The organism is Streptomyces sp. ATexAB-D23, assembly GCF_000373645.1.
In the GTDB taxonomy this organism is placed as follows: domain Bacteria; phylum Actinomycetota; class Actinomycetes; order Streptomycetales; family Streptomycetaceae; genus Streptomyces; species Streptomyces castrisilvae.
The window spans coordinates 1-21,636 of record NZ_KB892089.1 but is presented as its reverse complement, the minus strand read 5'-3'; the positions used below and the strand labels follow the sequence as shown (position 1 = coordinate 21,636).

General features: G+C 70.3%; 19 protein-coding genes and 1 pseudogene. 12 read left to right on the top strand and 8 right to left on the bottom strand.

What is annotated here, in order from left to right; genetic code table 11:
* Positions 1-137 precede the first annotated feature (137 nt).
* From B082_RS0134225 to B082_RS0134215, 3 genes are all read right to left on the bottom strand, one after another.
* Positions 138-1,892, bottom strand: coding sequence for an NAD+ synthase (locus B082_RS0134225; protein WP_018556280.1), 1,755 nt, complete (start codon positions 1,890-1,892; stop codon positions 138-140).
* A gap of 73 nt (positions 1,893-1,965) precedes the next feature.
* Complete coding sequence (locus tag B082_RS0134220; RefSeq protein WP_018556279.1) at positions 1,966-2,400, bottom strand: CBS domain-containing protein; 435 nt, start codon at positions 2,398-2,400, stop codon at positions 1,966-1,968.
* 155 nt (positions 2,401-2,555) lie between these two features.
* A complete protein-coding gene (locus tag B082_RS0134215) occupies positions 2,556-3,233 on the bottom strand; it encodes a DUF3105 domain-containing protein (RefSeq protein ID WP_018556278.1) in 678 nt (225 codons plus the stop codon).
* Positions 3,234-3,476: 243 nt separating this feature from the next.
* Here B082_RS0134215 and glnA point away from each other — a divergent pair, with 243 nt between their 5' ends.
* The 4 genes from glnA to B082_RS0134190 all read left to right on the top strand — a co-directional run bounded on the left by glnA (position 3,477) and on the right by B082_RS0134190 (position 7,859).
* Positions 3,477-4,838: a type I glutamate--ammonia ligase gene (gene glnA / locus B082_RS0134210; protein WP_018556277.1), complete on the top strand. Its 1,362-nt coding sequence runs from the start codon at positions 3,477-3,479 to the stop codon at positions 4,836-4,838.
* Between the two features lie 133 nt (positions 4,839-4,971).
* On the top strand, positions 4,972-5,325 hold the full coding sequence (locus tag B082_RS0134205; RefSeq protein ID WP_026250474.1) for a hypothetical protein: 354 nt from the start codon (positions 4,972-4,974) through the stop codon (positions 5,323-5,325).
* A 903-nt stretch (positions 5,326-6,228) separates the two neighbouring features.
* Positions 6,229-7,482 carry a helix-turn-helix transcriptional regulator gene (locus B082_RS0134195; protein ID WP_018556273.1) on the top strand — a complete coding sequence of 418 codons (1,254 nt, stop codon included), beginning with the start codon at positions 6,229-6,231 and terminating at the stop codon, positions 7,480-7,482.
* A 14-nt stretch (positions 7,483-7,496) separates the two neighbouring features.
* Entirely contained in the window at positions 7,497-7,859 is a 363-nt protein-coding gene (locus tag B082_RS0134190) for a hypothetical protein (protein ID WP_018556272.1), read from the top strand.
* Positions 7,860-8,073: 214 nt separating this feature from the next.
* Here B082_RS0134190 and B082_RS37315 read toward each other — a convergent pair whose 3' ends face one another.
* Positions 8,074-8,571 (bottom strand): contact-dependent growth inhibition system immunity protein, encoded by a 498-nt coding sequence (locus tag B082_RS37315; protein WP_018556271.1) that lies wholly within the window; start codon positions 8,569-8,571, stop codon positions 8,074-8,076.
* A 158-nt stretch (positions 8,572-8,729) separates the two neighbouring features.
* Between B082_RS37315 and B082_RS37310 the strand changes: the two are divergent.
* Positions 8,730-9,110 (top strand): annotated as a pseudogene (locus tag B082_RS37310) (NUDIX hydrolase); the annotation flags it as partial.
* A gap of 871 nt (positions 9,111-9,981) precedes the next feature.
* On the opposite strand, the gene B082_RS0134170 reads toward B082_RS37310, so the two are convergent.
* Complete coding sequence (locus B082_RS0134170; protein ID WP_018556268.1) at positions 9,982-10,380, bottom strand: hypothetical protein; 399 nt, start codon at positions 10,378-10,380, stop codon at positions 9,982-9,984.
* Between the two features lie 649 nt (positions 10,381-11,029).
* Here B082_RS0134170 and B082_RS0134165 point away from each other — a divergent pair.
* The 3 genes from B082_RS0134165 to B082_RS0134150 all read left to right on the top strand — a co-directional run bounded on the left by B082_RS0134165 (position 11,030) and on the right by B082_RS0134150 (position 16,210).
* A complete protein-coding gene (locus B082_RS0134165) occupies positions 11,030-12,211 on the top strand; it encodes a S1 family peptidase (RefSeq protein ID WP_018556267.1) in 1,182 nt (393 codons plus the stop codon).
* Between the two features lie 144 nt (positions 12,212-12,355).
* Entirely contained in the window at positions 12,356-13,264 is a 909-nt protein-coding gene (locus tag B082_RS0134160) for a hypothetical protein (protein WP_018556266.1), read from the top strand.
* Between the two features lie 114 nt (positions 13,265-13,378).
* Positions 13,379-16,210: a LuxR C-terminal-related transcriptional regulator gene (locus tag B082_RS0134150; RefSeq protein ID WP_018556264.1), complete on the top strand. Its 2,832-nt coding sequence runs from the start codon at positions 13,379-13,381 to the stop codon at positions 16,208-16,210.
* A gap of 42 nt (positions 16,211-16,252) precedes the next feature.
* On the opposite strand, the gene B082_RS0134145 is transcribed toward B082_RS0134150, so the two are convergent.
* A complete protein-coding gene (locus tag B082_RS0134145; RefSeq protein WP_158688929.1) occupies positions 16,253-16,873 on the bottom strand; it encodes a hypothetical protein in 621 nt (206 codons plus the stop codon).
* A 389-nt stretch (positions 16,874-17,262) separates the two neighbouring features.
* Between B082_RS0134145 and B082_RS0134140 the strand changes: the two genes are divergently transcribed.
* From B082_RS0134140 to B082_RS0134125, 4 genes are all read left to right on the top strand, one after another.
* Positions 17,263-18,003, top strand: coding sequence for a peptidase E (locus B082_RS0134140; protein ID WP_018556262.1), 741 nt, complete (start codon positions 17,263-17,265; stop codon positions 18,001-18,003).
* Between the two features lie 28 nt (positions 18,004-18,031).
* Positions 18,032-19,213 (top strand): NADH:flavin oxidoreductase, encoded by a 1,182-nt coding sequence (locus B082_RS0134135; RefSeq protein ID WP_026250472.1) that lies wholly within the window; start codon positions 18,032-18,034, stop codon positions 19,211-19,213.
* 121 nt (positions 19,214-19,334) lie between these two features.
* Complete coding sequence (locus B082_RS0134130) at positions 19,335-19,562, top strand: hypothetical protein (protein WP_018556260.1); 228 nt, start codon at positions 19,335-19,337, stop codon at positions 19,560-19,562.
* Positions 19,563-19,728: 166 nt separating this feature from the next.
* Complete coding sequence (locus tag B082_RS0134125; RefSeq protein ID WP_018556259.1) at positions 19,729-20,529, top strand: putative protein N(5)-glutamine methyltransferase; 801 nt, start codon at positions 19,729-19,731, stop codon at positions 20,527-20,529.
* Between the two features lie 151 nt (positions 20,530-20,680).
* Here the strand turns inward: B082_RS0134125 and B082_RS0134120 are convergent, their stop codons facing one another.
* Together B082_RS0134120 and B082_RS38555 are read right to left on the bottom strand one after the other, a co-directional pair.
* Positions 20,681-21,031 (bottom strand): hypothetical protein, encoded by a 351-nt coding sequence (locus tag B082_RS0134120; RefSeq protein WP_018556258.1) that lies wholly within the window; start codon positions 21,029-21,031, stop codon positions 20,681-20,683.
* A 41-nt stretch (positions 21,032-21,072) separates the two neighbouring features.
* On the bottom strand, positions 21,073-21,636 hold a 564-nt coding region (locus B082_RS38555), incomplete at its 5' end, for an RHS repeat-associated core domain-containing protein (RefSeq protein ID WP_275942402.1).

Genomic DNA, 21,636 nt, shown 5'->3' with positions numbered 1-21,636 from the left:
CGGCGGTTGAGGACGGACCTGGGCCGGGAACGGGCCGCACTCGATCGGCGGCGGCCGGCCAAAATCGAGCCCGTCCGGCGCTTGAGGACAAACCCCAGGTCCGGACGGGCTCGCGTATCCCGGAATCCGCAGACGCGTCAGCCGGCCTCGCGCCACCGATTCGTAATCGGCAGCCGCCGGTCCTTGCCGAACCCCTTGGGCGAGATCTTCGTCCCCGGCGGGTACTGCCGCCGCTTGTACTCCGCCGCGTCCACCATCCGCAGCGTCTTCGCCACCAGCGCCCGGTCGAAACCGGCCGCGACGATCGCGTCGAGCCCCTGGTCGCGGTCGACGTACAGCTCCAGGACGCGGTCCAGCACGTCGTAGTCCGGCAGCGAGTCCGTGTCGACCTGGCCGGGCCGCAGCTCGGCGCTGGGCGGCTTGGTGATGGACGCCTCCGGGATCGGCGGCGTCTGCCCGCGCTCCTCGGCGGCCCGGTTGCGCCACTTCGCCAGCCGGAAGACCGACGTCTTGTACACGTCCTTGATCGGCCCGTACGCGCCGACCGAGTCCCCGTACAGCGTCGAGTAGCCGACGGCCAGCTCCGACTTGTTGCCGGGGGCCAGGACGATCTGGCCCTCCTGGTTGGAGATGGCCATCAGCGTCGTGCCGCGCAGCCGCGACTGGAGGTTCTCCTCGGCGAGCCCGGTGAGCCCCAGCGACCCCATGTACGCGTCGAACATCGGCTCGATCGGGACGGTCCGGTAGTTCAGCCCGGTACGCCGGGCCAGCTCGGCCGCGTCGCCCTTGGAGTGGTCCGAGGAGTACTTCGACGGCATCGAGACCCCGTACACCTGCTGCGCGCCCAGCGCGTCGCAGGCGATGGCGGCGACCAGCGCGGAGTCGATGCCGCCGGAGAGCCCGATCAGCACGCTGTTGAAACCGTTCTTCGCCGCGTACGCCCGCAGGCCCACCACGAGGGCCGTGTACAGCTCCTCGTCGTCGTCCAGCCGGTCCGCGTAACCGCCGGCCAGCTCGGCCTCGTACGGCGCCAGCGGCTCCTCGGAGAGGACCACGTGGTCGATCCGCAGGCCGTCGTTGACCTCGCCCGACGGCGCGTCGGCGGAGGCGGCCGGCAGCTCCAGGTCGAGGATGACGCTGCCCTCGGCGAACTGGGGGGCGCGGGCGATGACCTCGCCCTCCCGGTCGACCACGATCGAGTCGCCGTCGAAGACCAGCTCGTCCTGGCCGCCGATCATCGCGAGGTAGGCGGTCGTGCAGCCGGCCTCCCGGGCGCGCTTGCGCACCAGTTCCAGCCGGGTGTCGTCCTTGTCCCGCTCGTACGGCGAGGCGTTGACCGACAGCAGCAGCCCGGCCCCGGCGGCGCGCGCCGCCGGGACCCGGCCGCCGTCCTGCCAGAGGTCCTCGCAGATCGCGAGCGCGACATCGATGCCGTGCACGCGTACGACGGGCATCGAGTCGCCCGGCACGAAGTACCGGAACTCGTCGAAGACGCCGTAGTTGGGCAGGTGGTGCTTGGCGAAGTTCAGCGCGATCCCGCCGCGGTGCAGCACCGCGGCGGCGTTGCGCGGCGACCCGGCGGGCTGGCCGTAGCGCTCCGCGGCGAACTCCGAGCGGTCGAGGTAGCCGACGAGGACGGGGAGCTCCCCGAGGCCCTCCGCGTCGAGGCGGGCGGCGAGCGCGCGCAGCGCGTCGCGTGACGCCTCGACGAAGGACGACCGCAGGGCCAGGTCCTCGACGGGGTAACCGGTCAGCACCATCTCGGGGAACGCCACGAAGTGGGCGCCCTGTTCGGCGGAGTGCCGGGTCCAGTGGACGATCGCCTCGGCGTTGCCGGCGAGGTCGCCGACGGTCGAGTCGATCTGATTCAGTGCGAGGCGTAGTTGAGGCACGCGACCCACTCTAATCGTCTGACTGACGCGATGTCCTGGCGGGCCGGGTAAAAGCAACGACGCCCGCGGTGGATCAGCCGGTGGAGGTTCGCGCGTAGACCTGTTCCGCCCAGTCGGCGATCTGGTCGTCGGAGAGGTGCCGGGCCAGGTCGGCCTCGCTGATCATGCCGATCAGCTTCTTGTCCTCGACGACCGGGAGCCGGCGGATGCGGTGGTTCTGCATCTCCCGGAGCACGGCTTCCACGTCCGCGTCCGCCTCGATCCAGCGGGGCGTGCCCTGGGCGAGGTCGCCCGCGGTGACCTTGGACGGGTCGCGGCCCTCGGCCACGCAGCCGACCACGATGTCGCGGTCCGTGAGGATGCCGATCATCCGGTCCCCCTCGCCGCTGGCCGAGATGGGCAGCGCGCCGACGTGGTGCTCACGCATCAGTTGGGCGGCGCGGTCGAGGGTCTCGTGCGCCGGGATCCAGGTGGCGCCGGTGTGCATGATGTCCTTGGCGGTGGTCATGGGGATTCCTCCTGCGTGCCGATGGGCAGCCGTACGTGCGTCCCCGAGCGAACCCATCGTCATGGGCCCGTTCGGGGGACGCGACCGCTATCGGCCATTCGGGTGCATTTACTTCACAGGGGAACTTTTCCGTACAAGGGCGCGCCGGTGACGGCTCAGGGCGCGCTCAGTCCGCCCGTGCAGGCGGCGCCCGGCTCGGGCGTCTGCGGGCCCTGCACGTAATGGGCGAAGAACTGCGCCACCCGCGGGTCGTCCGCGCCGTCCACGGTGACCTGCTTGCCCCAGGCGGTCAGCATGATGGCACCCGCCTGGTCCTTGTAGGGGCTCATCAGCGAGTACGGAGTCCTCGACACCCGGTCGGCGAGCTTGTCGACATCGGAGGCCGGCGCGTCGTTGGTGTACGTCACCCAGACGGAACCGTGCTCCAGGGCGTGCACGGCGTTCACGTCGGGGATGGCCTTCTTGTACACCTCGCCGTCGCAGTTCATCCAGACGGGATTGTGGTCACCGCCGACCGGGGGCTTCATGGGGTACCTCACGTCCTCCTGGACGTGGTCGCGGCCCAGCTTCGCCGCGTCCCAGGACTTCTCGCCCTCGATGGGCCCGGTGGCCAGGTCCCCGTCCTTCTGGTCCGAGCCCTTCGCGCCCTTGCCGTCACCGCTCATCGAACTGGCCGAGGCGTCGGACTTGTCGAGGATCGTGTACGTACCGAAGGTGACGAGCCCGGCGACGACGAGGGCGCCTGCGCCTATGACCAGGACGCGGTTGCGGCGGTCCCGCGCGCGGTCGGCGCTGCGCATCTGCTCTATGCGGGTCCTGCGGTCGTAGCTCATGTCGTGGGTCCTTCTGCGAAGGGGCGATGAGGGGGACGGGGAGAGCGGGAATCCGGTGCGCGCGGGGCGGTGGCGAGGCGGCTGGGCCCTGCTCGCACCATGGGCGCCGATCGTAGTGGGTGGCCGGGTGCTCCACGTCACGTCGGGTGCGTAATCTGGGGGAAATCCGGGGTCGCGATACTGGAGTCTCTCCCCAGCCCCGGGAGGTGGAGCACAGACCGTCTGAACTGCAAGGATGTGGCTATGGACAAGCAGCAGGAATTCGTCCTCAGGACCCTTGAGGAGCGCGACATCCGGTTCGTACGGCTGTGGTTCACCGATGTCCTCGGTTACCTCAAGTCCGTGGCCGTCGCCCCCGCCGAGCTGGAACAGGCGTTCGACGAGGGCATCGGCTTCGACGGCTCCGCCATCGAGGGCTTCGCCCGGGTGTACGAGTCGGACATGATCGCCAAGCCGGACCCGGGCACGTTCCAGATCCTGCCGTGGCGCGCGGAGGCCCCGGGCACGGCCCGTATGTTCTGCGACATCCTGATGCCGGACGGCTCGCCGTCCTTCGCCGACCCGCGGTACGTGCTCAAGCGCATCCTGGCCAAGACCTCCGACCTGGGCTTCACCTTCTACACCCACCCGGAGATCGAGTTCTTCCTCCTGAAGGACAAGCCGGTCGACGGCACCCGGCCCACCCCCGCCGACAGCTCCGGCTACTTCGACCACACCCCGCAGAACGTCGGCATGGACTTCCGCCGCCAGGCCATCACCATGCTCGAATCCATGGGCATCTCGGTCGAGTTCAGCCACCACGAGGGCGCGCCCGGCCAGCAGGAGATCGACCTGCGGTACGCGGACGCGCTTTCGACGGCCGACAACATCATGACCTTCCGCCTGGTCATGAAGCAGGTCGCGCTGGAGCAGGGCGTGCAGGCGACGTTCATGCCGAAGCCGTTCTCGGAGTACCCCGGCTCGGGCATGCACACCCACCTCTCCCTCTTCGAGGGCGACCGCAACGCCTTCTACGAGTCCGGCGCGGAGTACCAGCTCTCCAAGGTCGGCCGCTCCTTCATCGCGGGCCTGCTCCGGCACGCGGCGGAGATCTCCGCCGTCACCAACCAGTGGGTCAACTCCTACAAGCGCATCTGGGGCGGCTCCTCCCGCGCGGCGGGCGCCGGCGGCGAGGCCCCCTCGTACATCTGCTGGGGCCACAACAACCGCTCCGCGCTGATCCGCGTCCCGATGTACAAGCCCGGCAAGACCGGCTCGGCCCGCGTCGAGGTCCGCTCCATCGACTCCGGCGCGAACCCCTACCTCACCTACGCGGTCCTCCTCGCCGCCGGCCTCAAGGGCATCGAGGAAGGCTACGAACTCCCGGCCGGCGCCGACGACGACGTCTGGGCCCTCTCCGACGCGGAACGCCGCGCGATGGGCATCGAACCCCTCCCGCAGAACCTGGGCGAGGCGATCTCCCTCATGGAGAAGAGCGAGCTGGTCGCCGAAACCCTCGGCGAGCACGTCTTCGATTTCTTCCTCCGCAACAAGAAGCGCGAGTGGGAGGAGTACCGCAGCGAGGTCACGGCCTTCGAGCTGAAGAACCTGCTGCCGGTGCTGTAACGACGGGCAGGCTGGACGAACGGCCCGGGGCCGTCGGCGGGCGACCGCCGGCCCCGGGCCGTTCGCGTACCCGGCGCCGGGTCCCCGAAATCGCGTGGCCGCCGCGATTCCGGGGCCGGTAACGTCCGCCCACATGACCGGCCGACAAGCAACGACGACCCTGTGGCGCCCCACCGGTCCCGAGGAGCTGGACCTGGTGCGCGAACTGAACTGGCGAGCCTGGCCGCCCAGGCTCCCCGAGCAGCCGATCTTCTACCCGGTCCTCAACGAGGACTACGCGATCCGTATCGCGCGCGACTGGAACGTGAAGCACAGCGGCGTCGGCTACGTCACCCGCTTCGAGGTCGAGTCGGACTTCCTGAGCAGGTACCCCGTACAACAGGCGGGCGGGCGGACGATCCTGGAACTTTGGGTCCCGGCGGAGGAGTTGGATGATTTCAACGCGCATATCGTGGGTGGGATTCAGGTGGTGCACGAGTTTCGCTGAGGGGGCTTGTGGGTGTCGCCGACCGGGGGCGCCCCGGAACGGCCGCTGGCTCGAAGGCGCGTCCGCAGGAGCCGTCCTGAGGGGTGAGCTCGCGCAGATCCGCCGGCCGCGGCTTGCCCAGGCGAAACCAGCTCATCAAGCGTCCGGTTGAGGGGTAACAGAGGGCCCGTGACATGGATGGTCGCCCTGTGTGAATCTCGCCTCTTCTTGCGGACGGACGTCCTCCCACGTATGCCGGTCGGCGTGGCCGGAGAACAGGCAGCAGGCGTCCCCGTCGTGGCGGGGGGCGATGGACGTACAGTCCGCGAGGACGCGAAGCTCGACTTCGGTGCCGTTCCACCGGAGCCACAGAGCCGTGTCGGGGCCGGCCTCGTCAAGGAGCGCGTAGTGCGAGCCGTGGGAGTGGCCGGGGAGTTGGCACTGCACGGCTGAGTCGATGCAACCGGACACCGCCATGCGGCGGGCTTCGACCGCGAGGGTCACGGGCACCCGGTGCCAGAGCGTGCACCGCATCACAGCGCCGTTCGGATGGAGCGGCCGGCGCAGCGCGGGCACGTGCACGGCGGGAACATCCAGGAGCCGACGGGCACCCCCCGGTCGTTGCCCGCCCGCACGTCCCTCCTCGGCCCCCATGTCCGGCCGGAGTCGCGAGAGACCCTGAGCGTCATGACGACACGTGTGTCGGTGTCCTGGTCCCGCGCTGGGGTGCGGCGTTCCAGCCCTTGCATCAGGGATTCTCTTCCCGTGGTCATGATTGAACTCCTTGGTGAGGCCGTGCGTCCGTCCTGCTCGACAACCAGGAAATCGCGCGAAATCGCAGGTCTCCACGGCATCGATGCGGCACTCTTGATGCAGATTCGGGCATGGCGCGGAGCCGGTCGGAGTCGGAGTGAGGGAGGCGCCATGGGGCTGGCGGAGCGGCGCAGGACGCTGGGCTACAGTCAGGAGAAACTGGCTGAGCTGGTGGGCGTGGACCGTACGACGGTCGGGCGCTGGGAGAGGGGCACAATCCAGCCGCAGCCCGCCCAGAGACGACGCCTGGCTTTAGCGCTGGAGGTCAGCCTCCATGAACTGGATGGCTTTCTGCTGCCGCCGCGAGTCGCAAGGCAGAAGGCGGTCGGGCACCAGTCCGCACAATCCCACGACGCGGGAGACTCCGACGAAATGATTCGCCGTGAATTCCTTCGGATACTGACCATCAGCGGGGCCCTGACCGCCCTGCCGGCGGAAGAGGCCGAGGCTCTCGTCGACGGCGTACGCCGAGGAGAGCCGGCCGACTTCGCACGCATGAACGGCCATCTGTGGCAGGTTTATCAACTGGCCCGTTCCAAAGGATCTGTCTACCCCGTTGTCCGGGACCAGCTGATGGCCCTTACCGAGGCTCTCGCCGGGCACCGTGGGAGCCCCCGTCCGCTGCTGAACGCAGCGGCCGACCTGTTTCAGCTCGCCGGAGAGGTGGCCTTCGACGGCAGCAAGTACGCCGACGCGGCAGCTTCGTACTCATTGGCGGCATCGGTCAGCAAGGACGCCGATGCGTACGACCTATGGGCGTGTGCGCTCGTTCGGCACGCCTACGTCGACATGTCGGAGCGGCGCTATCGGCAGGCTGCACAGATGCTCGGGGCCGCTGCGAGGCTGGCGGAACGGGGCGACACTCACCTTTCGACGCGCCATTGGGTCGCGTCGGTCCAGGCTGAGGCGTACGCCGGTCTCGGTGATCTGGGCGCCTGCGAGCGGGCGATGGACCAGGCGGAGCGCGTGCGGGACTTGACGGGGCGCGGCATCAGCGGCGGATGGCTGAGGTTCGACGGGGCGCGGCTCATGGAGGAGCGAGGCTCCCGATACGTGCAGCTCGGTCGTGTGGAATTGGCGGAGCAGGCTTTGCAGGAGGCCCTCAAGCAAACGGCTTTGGCCTCCGGGCAGTCCTACCGGCGACGGGCCGCCGTGCTTGTCGACCTGGCCGCCGTCGGCGCGAAACGGCGCGATCCGGACCAGGTGATCGCGTACGGAAACGAGGCTGTCGGCCTGGCGCGCGCCTCGGGGTCCGGGTATGTCGCCCGTAGACTCCAAGCCCTGTGCGACGAGTTCGGGTCCTTGAGCCGCGACCGGCGTGTGGCAGAGCTGAGGGCGGAAATCGGCGTGCTCAACACACTGTGAGGAGAGGCGTGGTTATGTCACAGACCGAAGGGGCGCGGTTGTTCCGGGAGAGCTGGATCGCCGGTGTGCGGCGGCACTTTCCCGGGGAGCCGAAGGCCGGGTACGTCACGCCGTGGGACGACACCCCGCAGTGGGAGCGGGAGGCGGCGGGTGCCGTGTACGAGCAGGTGCGGCAGTTCCTCGCGGTGAGTGGTGGGCAGGCGGCGCGGCTGTCGCGGGAGCAGAAGGGGCGGTTCGTCGCCCTGTGCTGGACGGCCCAGATGTACAAGCACTTCGAGGACCCGAAGCCCGGATACGTCGCGGACTGGGCCGAGCTGCCGGGTTGGCAGCAGGAGACCGATGCCGACATCTTCGAGGCCATCGAAGCCGTGCGGTGAGGGCCGGTTCCGTGCGGCGGTTCGTGGCGTAGCAGGGTGGCCCGGTCGAACGGGGCGGGTTCCTGTGCCGCCGGGGCGGGGCCGGTCCTCCGGATGACCACGTGCGTCTTCGGTGTGTCCTCGACGTGTTGTACGGGTCGCAGGTGGGCGAGGAGGGAAGCCGCGATCGCGAACATGCCGGAGCCACGATGGTGGTGGTGACCATCGCATAGTGTTACCCGCTCTGAGCGTCCCCAACTCCCCGCTCTGAACGGCGACGTCGGGTCTTGGCAGCGGATTGGCGCAGTCGGCTCAGCGATTCGGGCCCGGCGACGAAGCGGGCGACCTCCTCGGCGGCGCCGCGTGGCAGCTCGGCGACTGCCGCCTCCGGCAGGGCCGCGATGGCGGTACGCAACTGGGCTCCCGGCTCCGGCAGCAGAGCCCAGGCCGACGCAGGCACGTTCACGGTGGCGAGCAGCAGGTCGCCCTCGTAGAAGTAGGCGTCGAGCAGCGGCTCCTCCACCAACAGCCTTACTGCGAGAGGGAGAACGAACGGCAACGCCACCTGCTGGGAGACGAGCGTGCGCAGGTCCGCCGGGCGGAGTTCGCCCAGCGGAACGCGCCGCAACTCATGCACCGTGCGGACCAACCGGGTCGCATCGGAGGGAGGTGCCGCCCAGCGGGGCGGGTCAAGCTCATCGAGCGTGCGGTCGAGGTGCAGCAGGGGGCCCATGGGATTCATTGTCGCCCTGCCCCGGACGCTCTTCCGGGCAGGCGTCCTGTCAGGTGTGCCGGCCGGCGGGCCACCGGGACCACAGGGGGGATGCTTGACTCCCGTACGGGAGTAACAACCGCCAGGAGACCCCGTCACTACCGCTCCACTCCGTTTCCGTGGCCGGAGTCGTCGTCCGGGAGGACGGCCGGGTATTGGTGATCAGGCGGGCCGACAACGGGGCCTGGGAACCGCCCGGGGGTGTGCTCGAACTGGCCGAGGCTCCGGAGGACGGTGCCCGGCGCGAGGTTTATGAGGAGACCGGCATCGAGGTGCGGGTGGACCGGTTGACCGGTGTCTACAAGAATACGTCGCGCGGCATGGTCGCCCTGGTCTTCCGTTGCCGCACCGAAGGCGGATACGAGCAACTGTCCGCTGAATCAACGGCAGTCGAGTGGCTGACTCCGGACGAGGTGGCCGGCCGCATGACCGAGGTCTACGCGGTCCGGGTCGCCGATGCCCTTCTGGGCGGTACGCCGCAGGTGCGCACGCACGACGGCACGACGTTTGCCCAGCCTCCCGGACGCGTCGCGAAGAGGCGGTGGTTGTGTCGCGGGCTGCCCCGGACCCGGCCTTCGCCAGTTGTACCGGGCGGGTCGGCGTCGTCCCGGATCGCTCGACGCGTCTGCGCCAAGAACCATGGGCCGCGGCGGGCTTTCTCGCCGCGGCCCATGGCCTGATCGGTGGCAGTGGCTTCGAAGGGGTGGTGGTCTTCGAATCGCCGGCACCGGAGCCGGGCCGGAACCGGGAATCATCTGTGGATGAACCGTTCCCGCCTGCATGGTGGCCTTTCGGGCTTCGTCGAAATTCTAGGGAGTGAATCGCTGCCGATTCCATACGGACCGCCGATTTACGGATACGTAGAAAAAGGCGGAGTCGGTCAGAAGGCCAGAAACGCGTTGCCGCGTTCGTCCCTCCGTACGGCCAGGTGTCCACGGTCGCGGCAGGCAAGTCGAAGCCCCAGCCGGGGCGCAGGCCGCGCGCTCCGCGGCCGTCCGGGCGCCGGCGGGGGAGCGGGAAGCCCGCCTGCTGCGAGGCTGTGGCCGTGTCGCAGGTCTCGCGGGTGATGCGGAGGGCGTCCGACCAGGTGTCGGCCGGCCCCGTGAAGATGTGCAGCCCGCGCTGCTCGGGTGATCCGGAGTTCCTCATGAGCTCGTAACAGGATCACGAGTGGGTCTTCTTGAGTCGCCGCCGACAGATCAGGCCGCACGCCAATGGGAGGAAGATGTCGTGGTGGCCCGGACGCCCGGCCACCGGTGGGATCCCGTCGACGAGGGCGAGGGCCTGGGTAATGTCGCTGACGTTCACTGCGGTGGTGATGGTCTTACGGTCAGATCGCCAGATGGGTCACGGTCGACCTCGTTCATCGCTCTACGGCTTGCTACGCCACTGTGAAAACTTCAGTCCAGGTCCAAGCTCGACCGAGGAGATGTCGTCGAGGCGCTGGTGCGGAACGTGCTCGCTGGTCGAACTCTCTGTCGGTCCGTCGGCCAGACCCCCGTCGTGGAACGGGACCCTGTCGATGACCTCACTCTCATCGTCAAGGAAGTCCAGGGTGCCCGCGACGAAGTTGTAGTGCTGTCCGCGCAGGATGCCGTCCACGGTCATCCGCACCGTCTTCTCCTTCCCCGACGGGCGGGACAGATGAAGGTGCTCACGCACAGTCCGGGCCACCGCGGGTGATGTGGCCTCGGTGTTGGCCGGGAAGACCTCGGAATCACCCTTGTCGTCCTGGGCGTAGATGAATAGGCCGAGCAGAACGGCAGACACGGCTGCTGGGGCAGTCCACGACAGGAAGCGTGATCGGCGAGACATCCTGACATCGTCGCATGCCGCATCCGCTCCCTCGCTTCTGAGGTTGTCACGCTCTCGTTTCCCGGCCCGCCGCCATGATCGTGGTGCGGAGGGTTCGTTCCTCGGCGACCGCTCGTCTTCGTGCCCGTGCGGTCGCTGACCGGCCTCCGCCGGCGTACGAAGCCGCCCGGTTCCCGAATATCCGGAACGGTCAATCACCCATACGTATCCCGGGCCATCGGCTGAGCCCCTGGGTGCGCCGGGTTTTCTGCGTATACGTGAATCCGCCCTCCTGATGTAACGACGAGCCCGATTCCTCTAGGGTCCGGGGCGGGCGGCACCGCTGGGCGTGACCCGTTCCCGAAAGGGCGTCAGGTGACGCCCTTTCGCTTGATTTCCATTCAACAGGAATGCCGCGGACTCTGTTAAGAAATATTCCCGCCGCACGCGTATTGAAATCCCTTCGATCGCTGGGCAATAGTTCCGTTCGCGGCGAGTCGATGACTCTCCGTCGGCCAGAAACCGCCTTCGCCGGTGCGTTGTTCGTGCATTCCGGTGTACACCCCCCTTGAGTTTCTGGCTGCCATCAGAAGGGATCAACGTGCGTAACTCCCGTAAGTACCGCATGGCAGCGCTGGGCATCGCGCTCTCGGCCTCGGCAGTCCTCGGAACCCAGACCCTGGCCCAGGCACAGGAGACGGAGTCCGCCCCCCGCTACCAGCCCGAGATGGTCCGGGCGTTGGCCGCTTCGCTCGGTGTGAGTGAGAAGGCCGCGACCGAACGAGTGGACCGGCAGGGCGCCCAGCAGGCCAGGCTGGCCGCGCTCACGAAGAGCGGCATAGCCGACGACGGGGCCTTCTTCGACGGCTCCGGCAGGCTGACCGTCAACGTCGGCGACAAGGCCGAGGCGGCCAAGGTGGAGAAGGCCGGCCTCGCGGCCCGGGTGCCCGCGAGAGGGCAGGCGGCGCTCGACGAGGTCAAGTCCCGGCTGGACGCCCTCGCCGCGAAGAAGGTCCCCTCCGGAGTGGCTTCCTGGTCCGTGGACCTGGCCGCCGACAAGGTGACCGTCAAGGTCAACAACGACCGGGGGGCCGCCGCCAAGGCGTTCCTCGCCAAGGCCGCCGAACAGGGCGCGGCCGTCGAGATCGTGCGCGGCCAGGATCAGCTCGAAGCCAAAACCGCGATCTACCCCGGCAGCAAGATGACGCTCAACAACACCAGCGGCTGGTGCTCCGTCGGCTACGGGGCGCACGACAGCTCCGGGAGGCAGTACCTGGTGACCGCGGGGCACTGCGTCGTGAACACCCTGCGCTACGACGGAACGGCCTTCGCCCAAGGCTCCAAGACCCGTTACAAGCTCGGCAGCAACAGCGTCGACATGGGCATCGCGACCCTCAACTCCGGCCACTCGATCGTCACCGCTGTGGGCACCTGGGGCCAGGGCAGCACCTCGACGATCGCCGTCAACGGCGGCAACCGGGCGGCCGTCGGCTCCGCGATCTGCAAGTCCGGTGCCACCACCGGCTGGACCTGCGGTTCGATCACCTCGTACAACAACACCGTCACGTACGTCGATCTCAACGGAGGCCCCGACACGGTGATCACCGGTCTGGGCGCGTCCAGCGTCTGCGTCGAAGGCGGTGACAGCGGTGGTGCGTACATCTCCGGCAACCAGGCCCAGGGCATGACCTCCGGCGGCCCGACCAACCAGCAGTGCACCGGTGGGGTCAACTCCCGCGGCTCCTCGTACTTCCAGCCCCTCGGCGACGCCCTTCAGTACTACGGGCTGACGCTCAACACCAACTGATCACATCCGCGGCAGGCAGGGCCGGGGGCCGTTCACGCAACAGGGCGGGCGGCCCCCGGCTGCTTCCCGGGGGACGCCCCCGGGCCTCGGGCCCAGAACCCCGACCTCCGTCCGAAGACAGACCCTCCACCGCTGGAAGACGCCATGGCGAACGCTCCCCGCACCGACGACCCGGACACGTTGTTCGCGACCACGTTCAAGGCGGCTCTCCAGCGGCGTGAGCTGTCATTGGAGGTCGTACGCGATCATCTCAAGTCGCACGGAATCACCCTCAGTGTCGCCACCCTCAGCTACTGGCAGAGCGGCCGCAGCCAGCCGGAGAGGTCGCAGTCCCTGCGCGCCGTCGACGCCCTGGAGCCGTTCCTCGGCCTGCCGGGTGGCGCTCTGCGGTCCCTGCTGCGGCGCCGGCCGCGCGGCTGGGTCCCACCCCACGACCCGGCCGCCGTACGTGGCGTCTACGGCGAGAACTCCGACGTCGAAAGGGCCCTCGGCGACGCCTTCCCGCACCTCAACGCCGGCCTGCGGCGGCTGGTCGTCCACGAGGCGGTCCGCGTCAACGAGCACCGCCTCGTGGACGAGGTACGCGTCACCGTCGCGGTCAGAGCCGCCCGCACCAACGCGCGCCACCTGACGGTCGTCCACACCCTGGACGCGGCGAAGGACGACGCGTTCGACGTCACCGTTCCCTCGGGACCGCCTCCGCGCACCTGGTTCCGGCCGGAGCCGAACTGTGTGGTCGCCGAGATTCCGCTCGGGCGCCCACTGGCCAGAAACGAGACCGCTGTCGTCGAGTACACCGTCCGCATTGCCGCTACCGGGGGCGTCTCCCACCAGCACGAGTCCCGCGTCACCACCCCGTTGCAGACCTACCTGCTCCAGGTCCGCTTCCACCCCTCGGCCGTGCCGGCGACGTGCTGGCACTACTACCGCAGGCACCTCGGCGCCGAGCCCAGCCGGCAGCTCGCGGCCCTCGACGGCCTCCACACGACCCACCTGCTGCCGATGAAGTCGGCACCGGGCGTCCATGGCGTCGAGTGGCGCTGGCCGGACTGAACACCCGCGGCCTCCGCCTCCGCCTCCGCCTTGGTACGGTGCGGGCCCGGCGGGGCGAGGGCCCGGCGCGCCGTCTCCGCACCTTCCGGAAGAACGAGTAGCGAGGGTGATGACGTGATCGAGACGCGTGGTTCCGCTCTGCGGCTCCTGGCCCGCACCCTCACGGGCGAGCACGCCGAACCGGTCCTGCTGTACGTCGAAGGTGCCGCCGGCGAGGGGAAGAGCCACCTGCTCCAGGCACTGGCCGGCCTGCCCGGGACGCCGCACACCGTGCGGTGGCGGTGCGGAGCCGACGCCGGGCCGCCCGGCGAGGACGGCACCCTGCGGGCACCTGCCCTGTGGCTGGTGGACGACGTCCACCGGGCGGACGAGGAAGAACTGCGGTGGCTGCGCCGCGTCCTCGGTGAGCTGGGGTCCGGCTCGGCCGCCGCCGTGGCCTACCGGCCCGAGGAACTGCCCGTACCCGGAATGCCGTTGGGCGGCACGCCGATCACGTACCCCTCGCGGCTCAGGTTGCTCCGGCACCGGCTGACGCCCTGGGACGAGGCACGCGTCCGCCAGGCCGCCGACGAGGCGCTGAACGGGCCCTGCACCGCAGAGGCGGTGCGCAGACTGCACGAGCTCAGCGGCGGCGTGCCCCGGGTGGTCGTCGACCTCCTCTCCGTACTGAGGGAACGGCAACCGGCGTTCACAGGCACGGCGGCCGAGGTGGAGGCGGCCGACGTACCGACCCGTCTCGCGGAACTTGTACTGAGCCGTACGCACGCGCTGCCCCCGGAACACCGGCCGGTGGTCTGGGCGGCCGCCGTCCTCGGCGCCCCCGCCCACCGGGACGAGCTGATCGCGGTGTCGGGGCTCGGACCCGGGGCGGGAGCCGGTGCGCTGCTCGCGGCTCTGGAGAAGGCGGCCCTTGCGGAACCTGCCGAAGGCCACTACGGCTTCGCCGTCCCGCTGGCCGCCCCGGCCGTTCGGGCCTGCGTGCCCGGCCCCGTCCGCCAGGACCTGCATGGCCGGGCCGCGGGCGTACTGCGCCGCAGACAGCCCGTGCCCTGGGCGGAAGTGGCCGAACACCACCGGGCGGCCGGCGAGACCGGCAGATGGCTGGCGGCGGTGGAGAAGGCGGCCGAGGCCGCGGCGGCGGCCGGCCTGCACCAGCAGGCCGTCACCCTGCTGGAGAGGACCCTGGCCATGCCTGGCCCGCCCCCGCGGAGCCGGGCCCGTCTCGCACCGCTCCTCGCCCGCAGCGCGGTGACCGGGCTGCGCTCGGACCAGACCGTCGAGGTGCTCGCACAGCTCGTGCGCGACGCGTCCCTGCCCCCGGCGATCCGCGGCGAGCTGCGGCTCGACCTGGGCCTGATGCTGGCCAACCAGATGGGCCGGGGGCCCGAGGGACACCAGGCACTGGAGATCGCCGCCGTCGAACTGCGCGAGGTCCGGCCGGGCCTGGCCGCCCGCGCCATGGCGGCACTGTCCAGTACGTTCGTGCCCGGGAACCACATCGAGGCCGGCCGGAAGTGGCTGGCCGAGGCCGTCTCCGTCGCGGACGCCGCCGGGGACGAGGCCATGCGCACAGCGGTCCTCGCCAACCGGGCCGACCTCGCCCTGAGCTGTGCCGACCCGGGGGCGTGGGAGCTGGTCGAGGAACTGTCCGGGAAGGACACGGACCCCGCGTGCGCCCGGCAGGCGGCACGCGGCCTGTGCAACGCCGCGAACTCCGCGGTCTGGCTCGGCTTCCACGACCGGGGGGAGGAACTGCTCGCGGAAGGACTGGATCTGGCCGCACGCAGTGGTGCGCCCTACCAGGAGCACACCGCGCTGGGGGCGCGGCTGCTCCACGAGTGGTGGACCGGCCGGTGGCAGGGGCTGGCGCGGCGGTGCGAGGACTTCGTCGCGGCGACCGCCGACATGCCGTTCCTCGCCTCCGACGCCTACGTCGTGCGCGGCCTGCTCGCCCTCGCCGAGGGCGACTGGGGCGAGGTGGGGCCCTGGCTGTCCCAGCGCGGGGCCACCCGGGCCGAGAGCCTTCCCGTGCCCCTGGCCGCGACGACGGCCGGTGCCGCGATCCGCCTCGCCCTGGCCCGCCAGGAGGTGGAAGCCGCGGCGGAACAGGCGCGCGCCGCCTGGACCGCCCTTGCCGGGAAGGGGGTGTGGACGTGGGGCTGCGAACTCCTGCCGTGGGCTGTGGAGGCGGTGGCCCGCGCGGGCGATGAAACCGCCGCGCACGCCATGGTCCGGACCTTCTCCCAGGGCCTCGGCCATCGTGACGCGCCCGCCGCGCAGGCCGCGCTGATCCGGAGCAGAGCCGTTCTGGCCGAGACGGCAGCGCTCGCCCGGGAGGAGCCGGACGAGCTTTTCCGAGCCGCCGCGCTCTACCGGCAGGCCGCGGCGGCGTTCGCGGCCATGCCCCGCCCCTACAGCCGGGCACTGACCGCGGAGGGCGCCGCGCGCTGTGTCCTCGCGGCGGGCACCGACGCGCCCGCCGGGCCGGCCGAACAGGGCGGGGACACCGCCACGCCGCCGGATCCCGGCTCCGGCCGCCTCTCCACCCCGTCGGCGGTGGCCGAGCTGGAGAGCTGCGCCCGGACCTTCACCGAGCTGGGCGCCGGATGGGACGCGGCGCGGGTAAGAGCCCTGCTGCGCACACAGCGGCCGGTGAAGAAGGGCCGCCCTCCCGGCCGCCCCTCGCACGCCGACGAACTGTCCCCGCGGGAGGCGGAGGTGGCTCAGCTCGCTGTGTCCGGCCTGACCAACCGGGAGATCGCCGCGACCCTCCATCTGTCGCCCAGGACGGTGGAGCAGCACATCGCCCGCGCCATGCGCAAGACCGGTGCGCTCTCCCGCCGCGACCTCGCCGGCCGGCCGGCCGCGGCACGTCCGCCCCACCCGCGCGGCGGGCCGGGTCAGGGCGCGGGAGACCTCCGCCGAGCCGGCGCCGAGAGCGCGTAGCCGGCCGGCTTCCCCCGGGCGTCCTCCCGGTGCGTCTGCCGGTCAGGCGGCCGGCCGGCCGGATACGGCCTTCGCCAGGCGCGCCAGGCCGAGGAGACGGCGTTGCAGGGAGGCCGGTTGGAACATTCCGTCGAACCACACGGTCAGCATCCCGTGCTCCAGATCCCAGCCGTCCAGGTTCAGCCGGCGCGTCATGAGGCGCATCTCCTCCGTCACGAACGCGTGGGCGCGGTCGGTGTCGTCGGAGACGATCTCGTAGCGGCGGTCGAACAGGTCAGGGTTCTGCGCCGCGGGGGCGGAACCGCCGCGCCGGAGGGTCACGTACATCGACGGTGTGTCCTCGATGTGGTGCACGGGCAGCAGATGGGCGGAGAGGGACTGGCGCCGGGCGCCTCCGAACGCCATCGTCTCCCGGGCGACCGCCCAGATGTCGACGTCCTCGGCGCGCCGATGGGCCAGCATCAGGACCCGCACACCGCCTCGGGTGTTGTGACGCACCGGCTCCGGAAGGGCGGAGGCGTCTTCGAGGACGCGCCAGCCGGCTTTCGTCGCCCGTGCCTTGCGGGTCTCGTCCGCTTCTGTGTCGGCCTCGTTCTGGTGCCGGATGCTCGGGGCCAGGAGGAGGAGGGCGGCAGCCGGGATGGCGAAACATGCCAGAGCCACGATGGCGATAGTGACCATCGCCTAGTGCTACCCGCTTCGGGCGGGCTCCAACCCCCCTGTCCGGGAGGGGACTTCGGCAGGGGGAGCGATGGCGGGACGCGACTGGGCCGCGGCACCTGGGCGCAGCCCGGAGGCGCGCGCGACCGGTATTTCGCTGTCGCACCGAAGGCGGGTACGAGAGGCTGTCCGACGAGCGGACGGCGGTCGAGTGGCTGCCCCCGGACGAGGTGGCCGACCAAGAGGGCAGGCATGGCGCGGACCGGCGGTGTTCAAGTGTGGCGGCGGCCCTTCGAGGGCGCGGGGCCCGGGTCCGTGGCGGGCCGGGCCCGGCCGCCGGGACTGCGGTGGGAGGCCGGTGCCCGCACCTTCGAGGGCGCGGAGGGCGTGCGTTGAGCGCCGGGGCCGAGCCTCGGATCGCGTTGCTCGGAGGCGGGTTCTCCGCCGACGACGACGGGCTGCTGGACGACTGGGTACTCGGGCGGGTGGCGAGGCCGCGGCCACGGGTGTGCTTCGTGCCGACGGCCAGTGGTGATGCTCCCGAGTACATCGCGCGGTTCCACCACGCCTTTCGGACGCGCCCCTGCGAACCCGGTGTACTGGAGCTGTTCCGGCGGGAATTGGACGACGACGCCCTGCGCGCGTTCCTGCTCTCTCAGGACGTCCTTTACGTGGGCGGCGGCAACACCGCCAACCTGCTGGCCGTCTGGCGTACGCACGGAGTGGACCGGCTGATGCGCGAGGCGTACGAGCGCGGAGTGCTGCTGTGCGGGATCAGCGCGGGCGCCAACTGCTGGGCCGAGGGCTCGCACACCGACTCCTTCGGGCCGTTGACCCACCTTCCCGACGGGCTGGGCCTCCTGCCCGGATCCGTCTGCCCGCACTACGACAGCGAGCCGGGCCGCCGCCCGTCCTACGGGGCCGCGGTGGCGGCCGGCGCACTGTCGGCCGGGTGGGCGGTGGAGGACGGCGCCGGGGCGCTCTTCGGCGACGGCGGGCGGCTGGTCGAGGCCGTGACGCGCACGGACCGGGCCCGGCTGTACCGGGTGGAGCCCGACGGGCACGGGGGTGTCAGGGAGCGTGCCCTGCCGTGCCGGCGGCTCGGGGCGGGGTCGCGCACGGTTACTGACTAATCGTCAGGTCCGTGTCATGCTGCGCCCCATGGCGGGCGGAGAGAAACGCGTCGTACCCGATGTGCTGGCCCCGGCCCGGCTGGGGCCGCTGAGGTTGCGCAATCGGGTCATCAAGGCGGCCACCTTCGAAGGGGCCGCCCCCGAGGCACTCGTGACCGAGGAGCTCATCGACTACCACCTGCGCCCCGCCGAGGGTGGTGTCGGGATGACCACCGTGGCGTACTGCGCGGTGTCGCCGGAGGGGCGGACCGAGCGGCGGCAGGTGTGGATGCGGCGCGAGGCGTTGCCCGGGTTGCGGAGGCTGACCGAGGCGGTGCACGGGACCGGGGCCGCGGTCTGCGCTCAGCTAGGGCATGCCGGGCCGGTGGCCGACGGGCGGTCCAACGGGGTGGCCTCTCTCGCGCCGATGAGCGGGTTCAACGCGCTCAGCATGCGCCGCAACAAGGCCGCCACCGCCGAGGACATCGCCCGGGTGGTGACCGCCCACGCCGACGCGGCGCTGCTCGCGGCCGAGGCGGGGTTCGACGCGGTGGAGATCCATCTCGGCCACAACTACCTGGCCAGCGCCTTCCTCAGCCCCCGGCTGAACCGGCGTACCGACGCCTACGGCGGGTCCCTGCGGGCCAGGGCCACCGTGGCGCTGGACATCGCGCGGGCCGTACGCGAAGTGCTGGGCGACCGGCTCGCCATCACCGCGAAACTGAACATGAAGGACGGGGCGCCCGGCGGGATCACCGTGGAGGAGAGCCTTCAGGTCGCTCGCTGGCTCCAGGACGACGGCAGCGTCGACGCCCTCGAACTCACCGCCGGCAGCTCCCTGCTCAACCCCATGTTCCTCTTCCGGGGCGACGCCCCCGTCACCGAGTTCGCGGCCAACTTCCCGCTCCCGCAACGCGTCGCCATCCGGGCCCTCGGGCGCGCGTTCTTCCGTACGTACCCCTACCGGCCGCTCTATCTGCTGGAGGACGCCCGCCGCTTTCGGGCCGCCCTGGACCTGCCGCTGATCCTCCTCGGCGGGATCACCGACCGGGAGGGCATGGACCGTGCCATGGCCGAGGGCTTCGACTTCGTCGCCATGGCCCGCGCCCTGCTGCACGAACCCGACCTGCTGCGCCGTATCGCCGGCGACGCGGCAACCGTGTCCGGCTGCATCCACTGCAACCGCTGCATGCCCACCATCTACACGGGAACCCGCTGTCCGCTGGTGTAAGGATGTGGGGCCTGGACTGGACGTTGTCGATCACCGACAATGATGTGGAGATCACGTGCCCCACCGGCCGGCCGACGGGGGACCGCCGAGGCCGTGACCGGGGGAATGGGGGAGGGACACGATGTACGCGGTCCTCACACTGCTCGGGCTGCTCCTGGGCACGATCGTCCTTTTGATCGTGAAGCTGACGTTGCAGCAGCGCCGACGCCGTACGGAGAACTTCGACGGCCAGCAGATCGAACGGCACCACAGCGCGGAGATACGGGACATCCGCGCCGCCAACAGGTCGATCGCCGTTCACAACCGCCTCGTGGACGGCGGCAACGACTACCGGCCCCGGAAGCGCTGAGCGGATCTGGGGTAGTCTTTCGCATCCCCGCACGGGGACATGACCAAGGAGGTGGGACCCATTACCGCTGTATCGACCGGGGTGCTCACCCCCAGCGATCGCGTGGCCGACCGGACCTGACCGGCCGCGGAGCACCCCTCGGCGTTCCTCCGAAAGGCTCCGCACCATGCCGGTCCCGTTGTCACCGTCCGACCTCTCCTCCCTCGTCACCACCCTCCGCTCGGCCGGCTGTGTCTTCGCCGAGGACGAGGCCGCTCTCATCGCCGCCACCGCCGCCGGCCCCGCCGAACTCACCGCCATGGCGGAGCGCCGCGCCGCCGGTCACCCCCTGGAACACGTCCTCGGCTGGGCCGAGTTCAACGGGCTGCGGATCGCCGTGGACCCCGGCGTGTTCGTACCCCGCCGCCGCACCGAGTTCCTGATCGACCGGGCCGCCGCCCTCGCACCCGACCCGGCCGTCGTCGTGGACCTGTGCTGCGGCTCCGGCGCGCTCGGCACCGCGCTCGCCGCCGCCCTGGACCGGGTCGAACTCCACGCCGCCGACGTCGAGCCCGCCGCCGTACGCTGCGCCCGGCGCAACCTCGGGGACCGGGGCCGGGTCTACGAGGGCGACCTCTTCGCCCCCCTGCCCGGCACCCTGCGCGGGCGGGTGGACGTGCTGCTCGCCAATGTGCCGTACGTACCGACCGGCGACGTCGCCCTGCTGCCCGCCGAGGCCCGTGTCCACGAACCGCTCGTCGCGCTCGACGGCGGCGGCGACGGCCTCGACGTCCTGCGCCGGGTCGCCGCCGAGGCCCCCCACTGGCTGGCCCCGGGCGGCAGCCTTCTCGCCGAGACGAGCGAGCGGCAGGCGGAACGCGCCGCAGGGGTCCTGGCGGACAGTGGGCTCGTGGCGCGCGTCGACTCCTGCGAGGAGCGGTACGCGACCGTGGTGACGGGGACCCGGGCTGCGGGACCGGCGGGCTGACGCGTCGGAGCTCAGACCTCGTTCCGTGGGGCCCGGAGGGGCGCGCGATGTCGATGTGGTCCCGGAACGGGGACGGGTCCTTGGGGCGCGGGTCGTCGGACGAGGGCCGGAACGTTGTTCCCTTCCGGCTGCGGAGAAAGGGAAGTTCTTCCTACTGGAACAGAAGGCGGTCGCTCACCGAAAAGTGGGGTGTCACCAGGATTTCCATGGTGCCCGCGCACTCGCCCGTATGGAAGTCGATGAAAATTTGTTTGACTGTCTGCCCCGAGGCGAAGGAAAGGCGCGTCGCACCTTCGCGAAAGAGATCCAGCATCTCGACACCCTGATCGTCCACCCAGCGGACCCTTACTGATCTCGCCAGCGCGTCGTAGGAGAAAACGACAGATTTTCCTGAGTCGTCCTGCAGGGTGAGCACCCGTGTGCCGTTTTCGTCTGAATCAGACCATTCGTCGATGGCCTCGTAGACGTCATCGTCGTTGGGGGTGAGGAACTCGCGGTACATGTCTGCCTTTACTTTCCACTGCGAGGCTGCCAGTGGGTCGGCTAGTCGTGAATGCTGACACCCGGGCCACTGCCGCGGAAGATGACTGTGGAGAGTCTACGTCCACCGTCCGGCAGAATCTGCCAGGTGCTCTTGACTCCAAGTGCTCCGTGCGGGCCGTAGAGTAAGGATTCGGTAACGCCGAAATCACCACTTCCGCCGGGCCACTCATTGGTAAATGTGCGCCCGAACCGCTGTTGGGCGGAATGAGTCGGATGATCGGTGACGTATTGCCGCATCTCTGGAGTGTCCGGTACTCTGATCCGGTTGAGTTGCAGTTCGTTCTGGAGTGCCCTCGGTGAATTATGCGAGTTCGGTTTGATGTCCTTGTTGAACAGGTAATCGAGCTTTCGGGGATCGACCTCCGCGTTTCCTCCGTCTTCTTTATACGGGGACAGGCCGAGCGGGTCCGTCCACTGGTGCGGGTTGTCCACGTATGTGACGGGGTTGGGTGCCGGCGCCAGTCCCAGGGGGTCCGGGGAGGCGTAGCGGCCGGTCTCCGGGTCGTAGTGGCGGAAGACGTTGTAGTGGAGGCCGGATTCCGGGTCGTAGTACTGGCCGGGGAA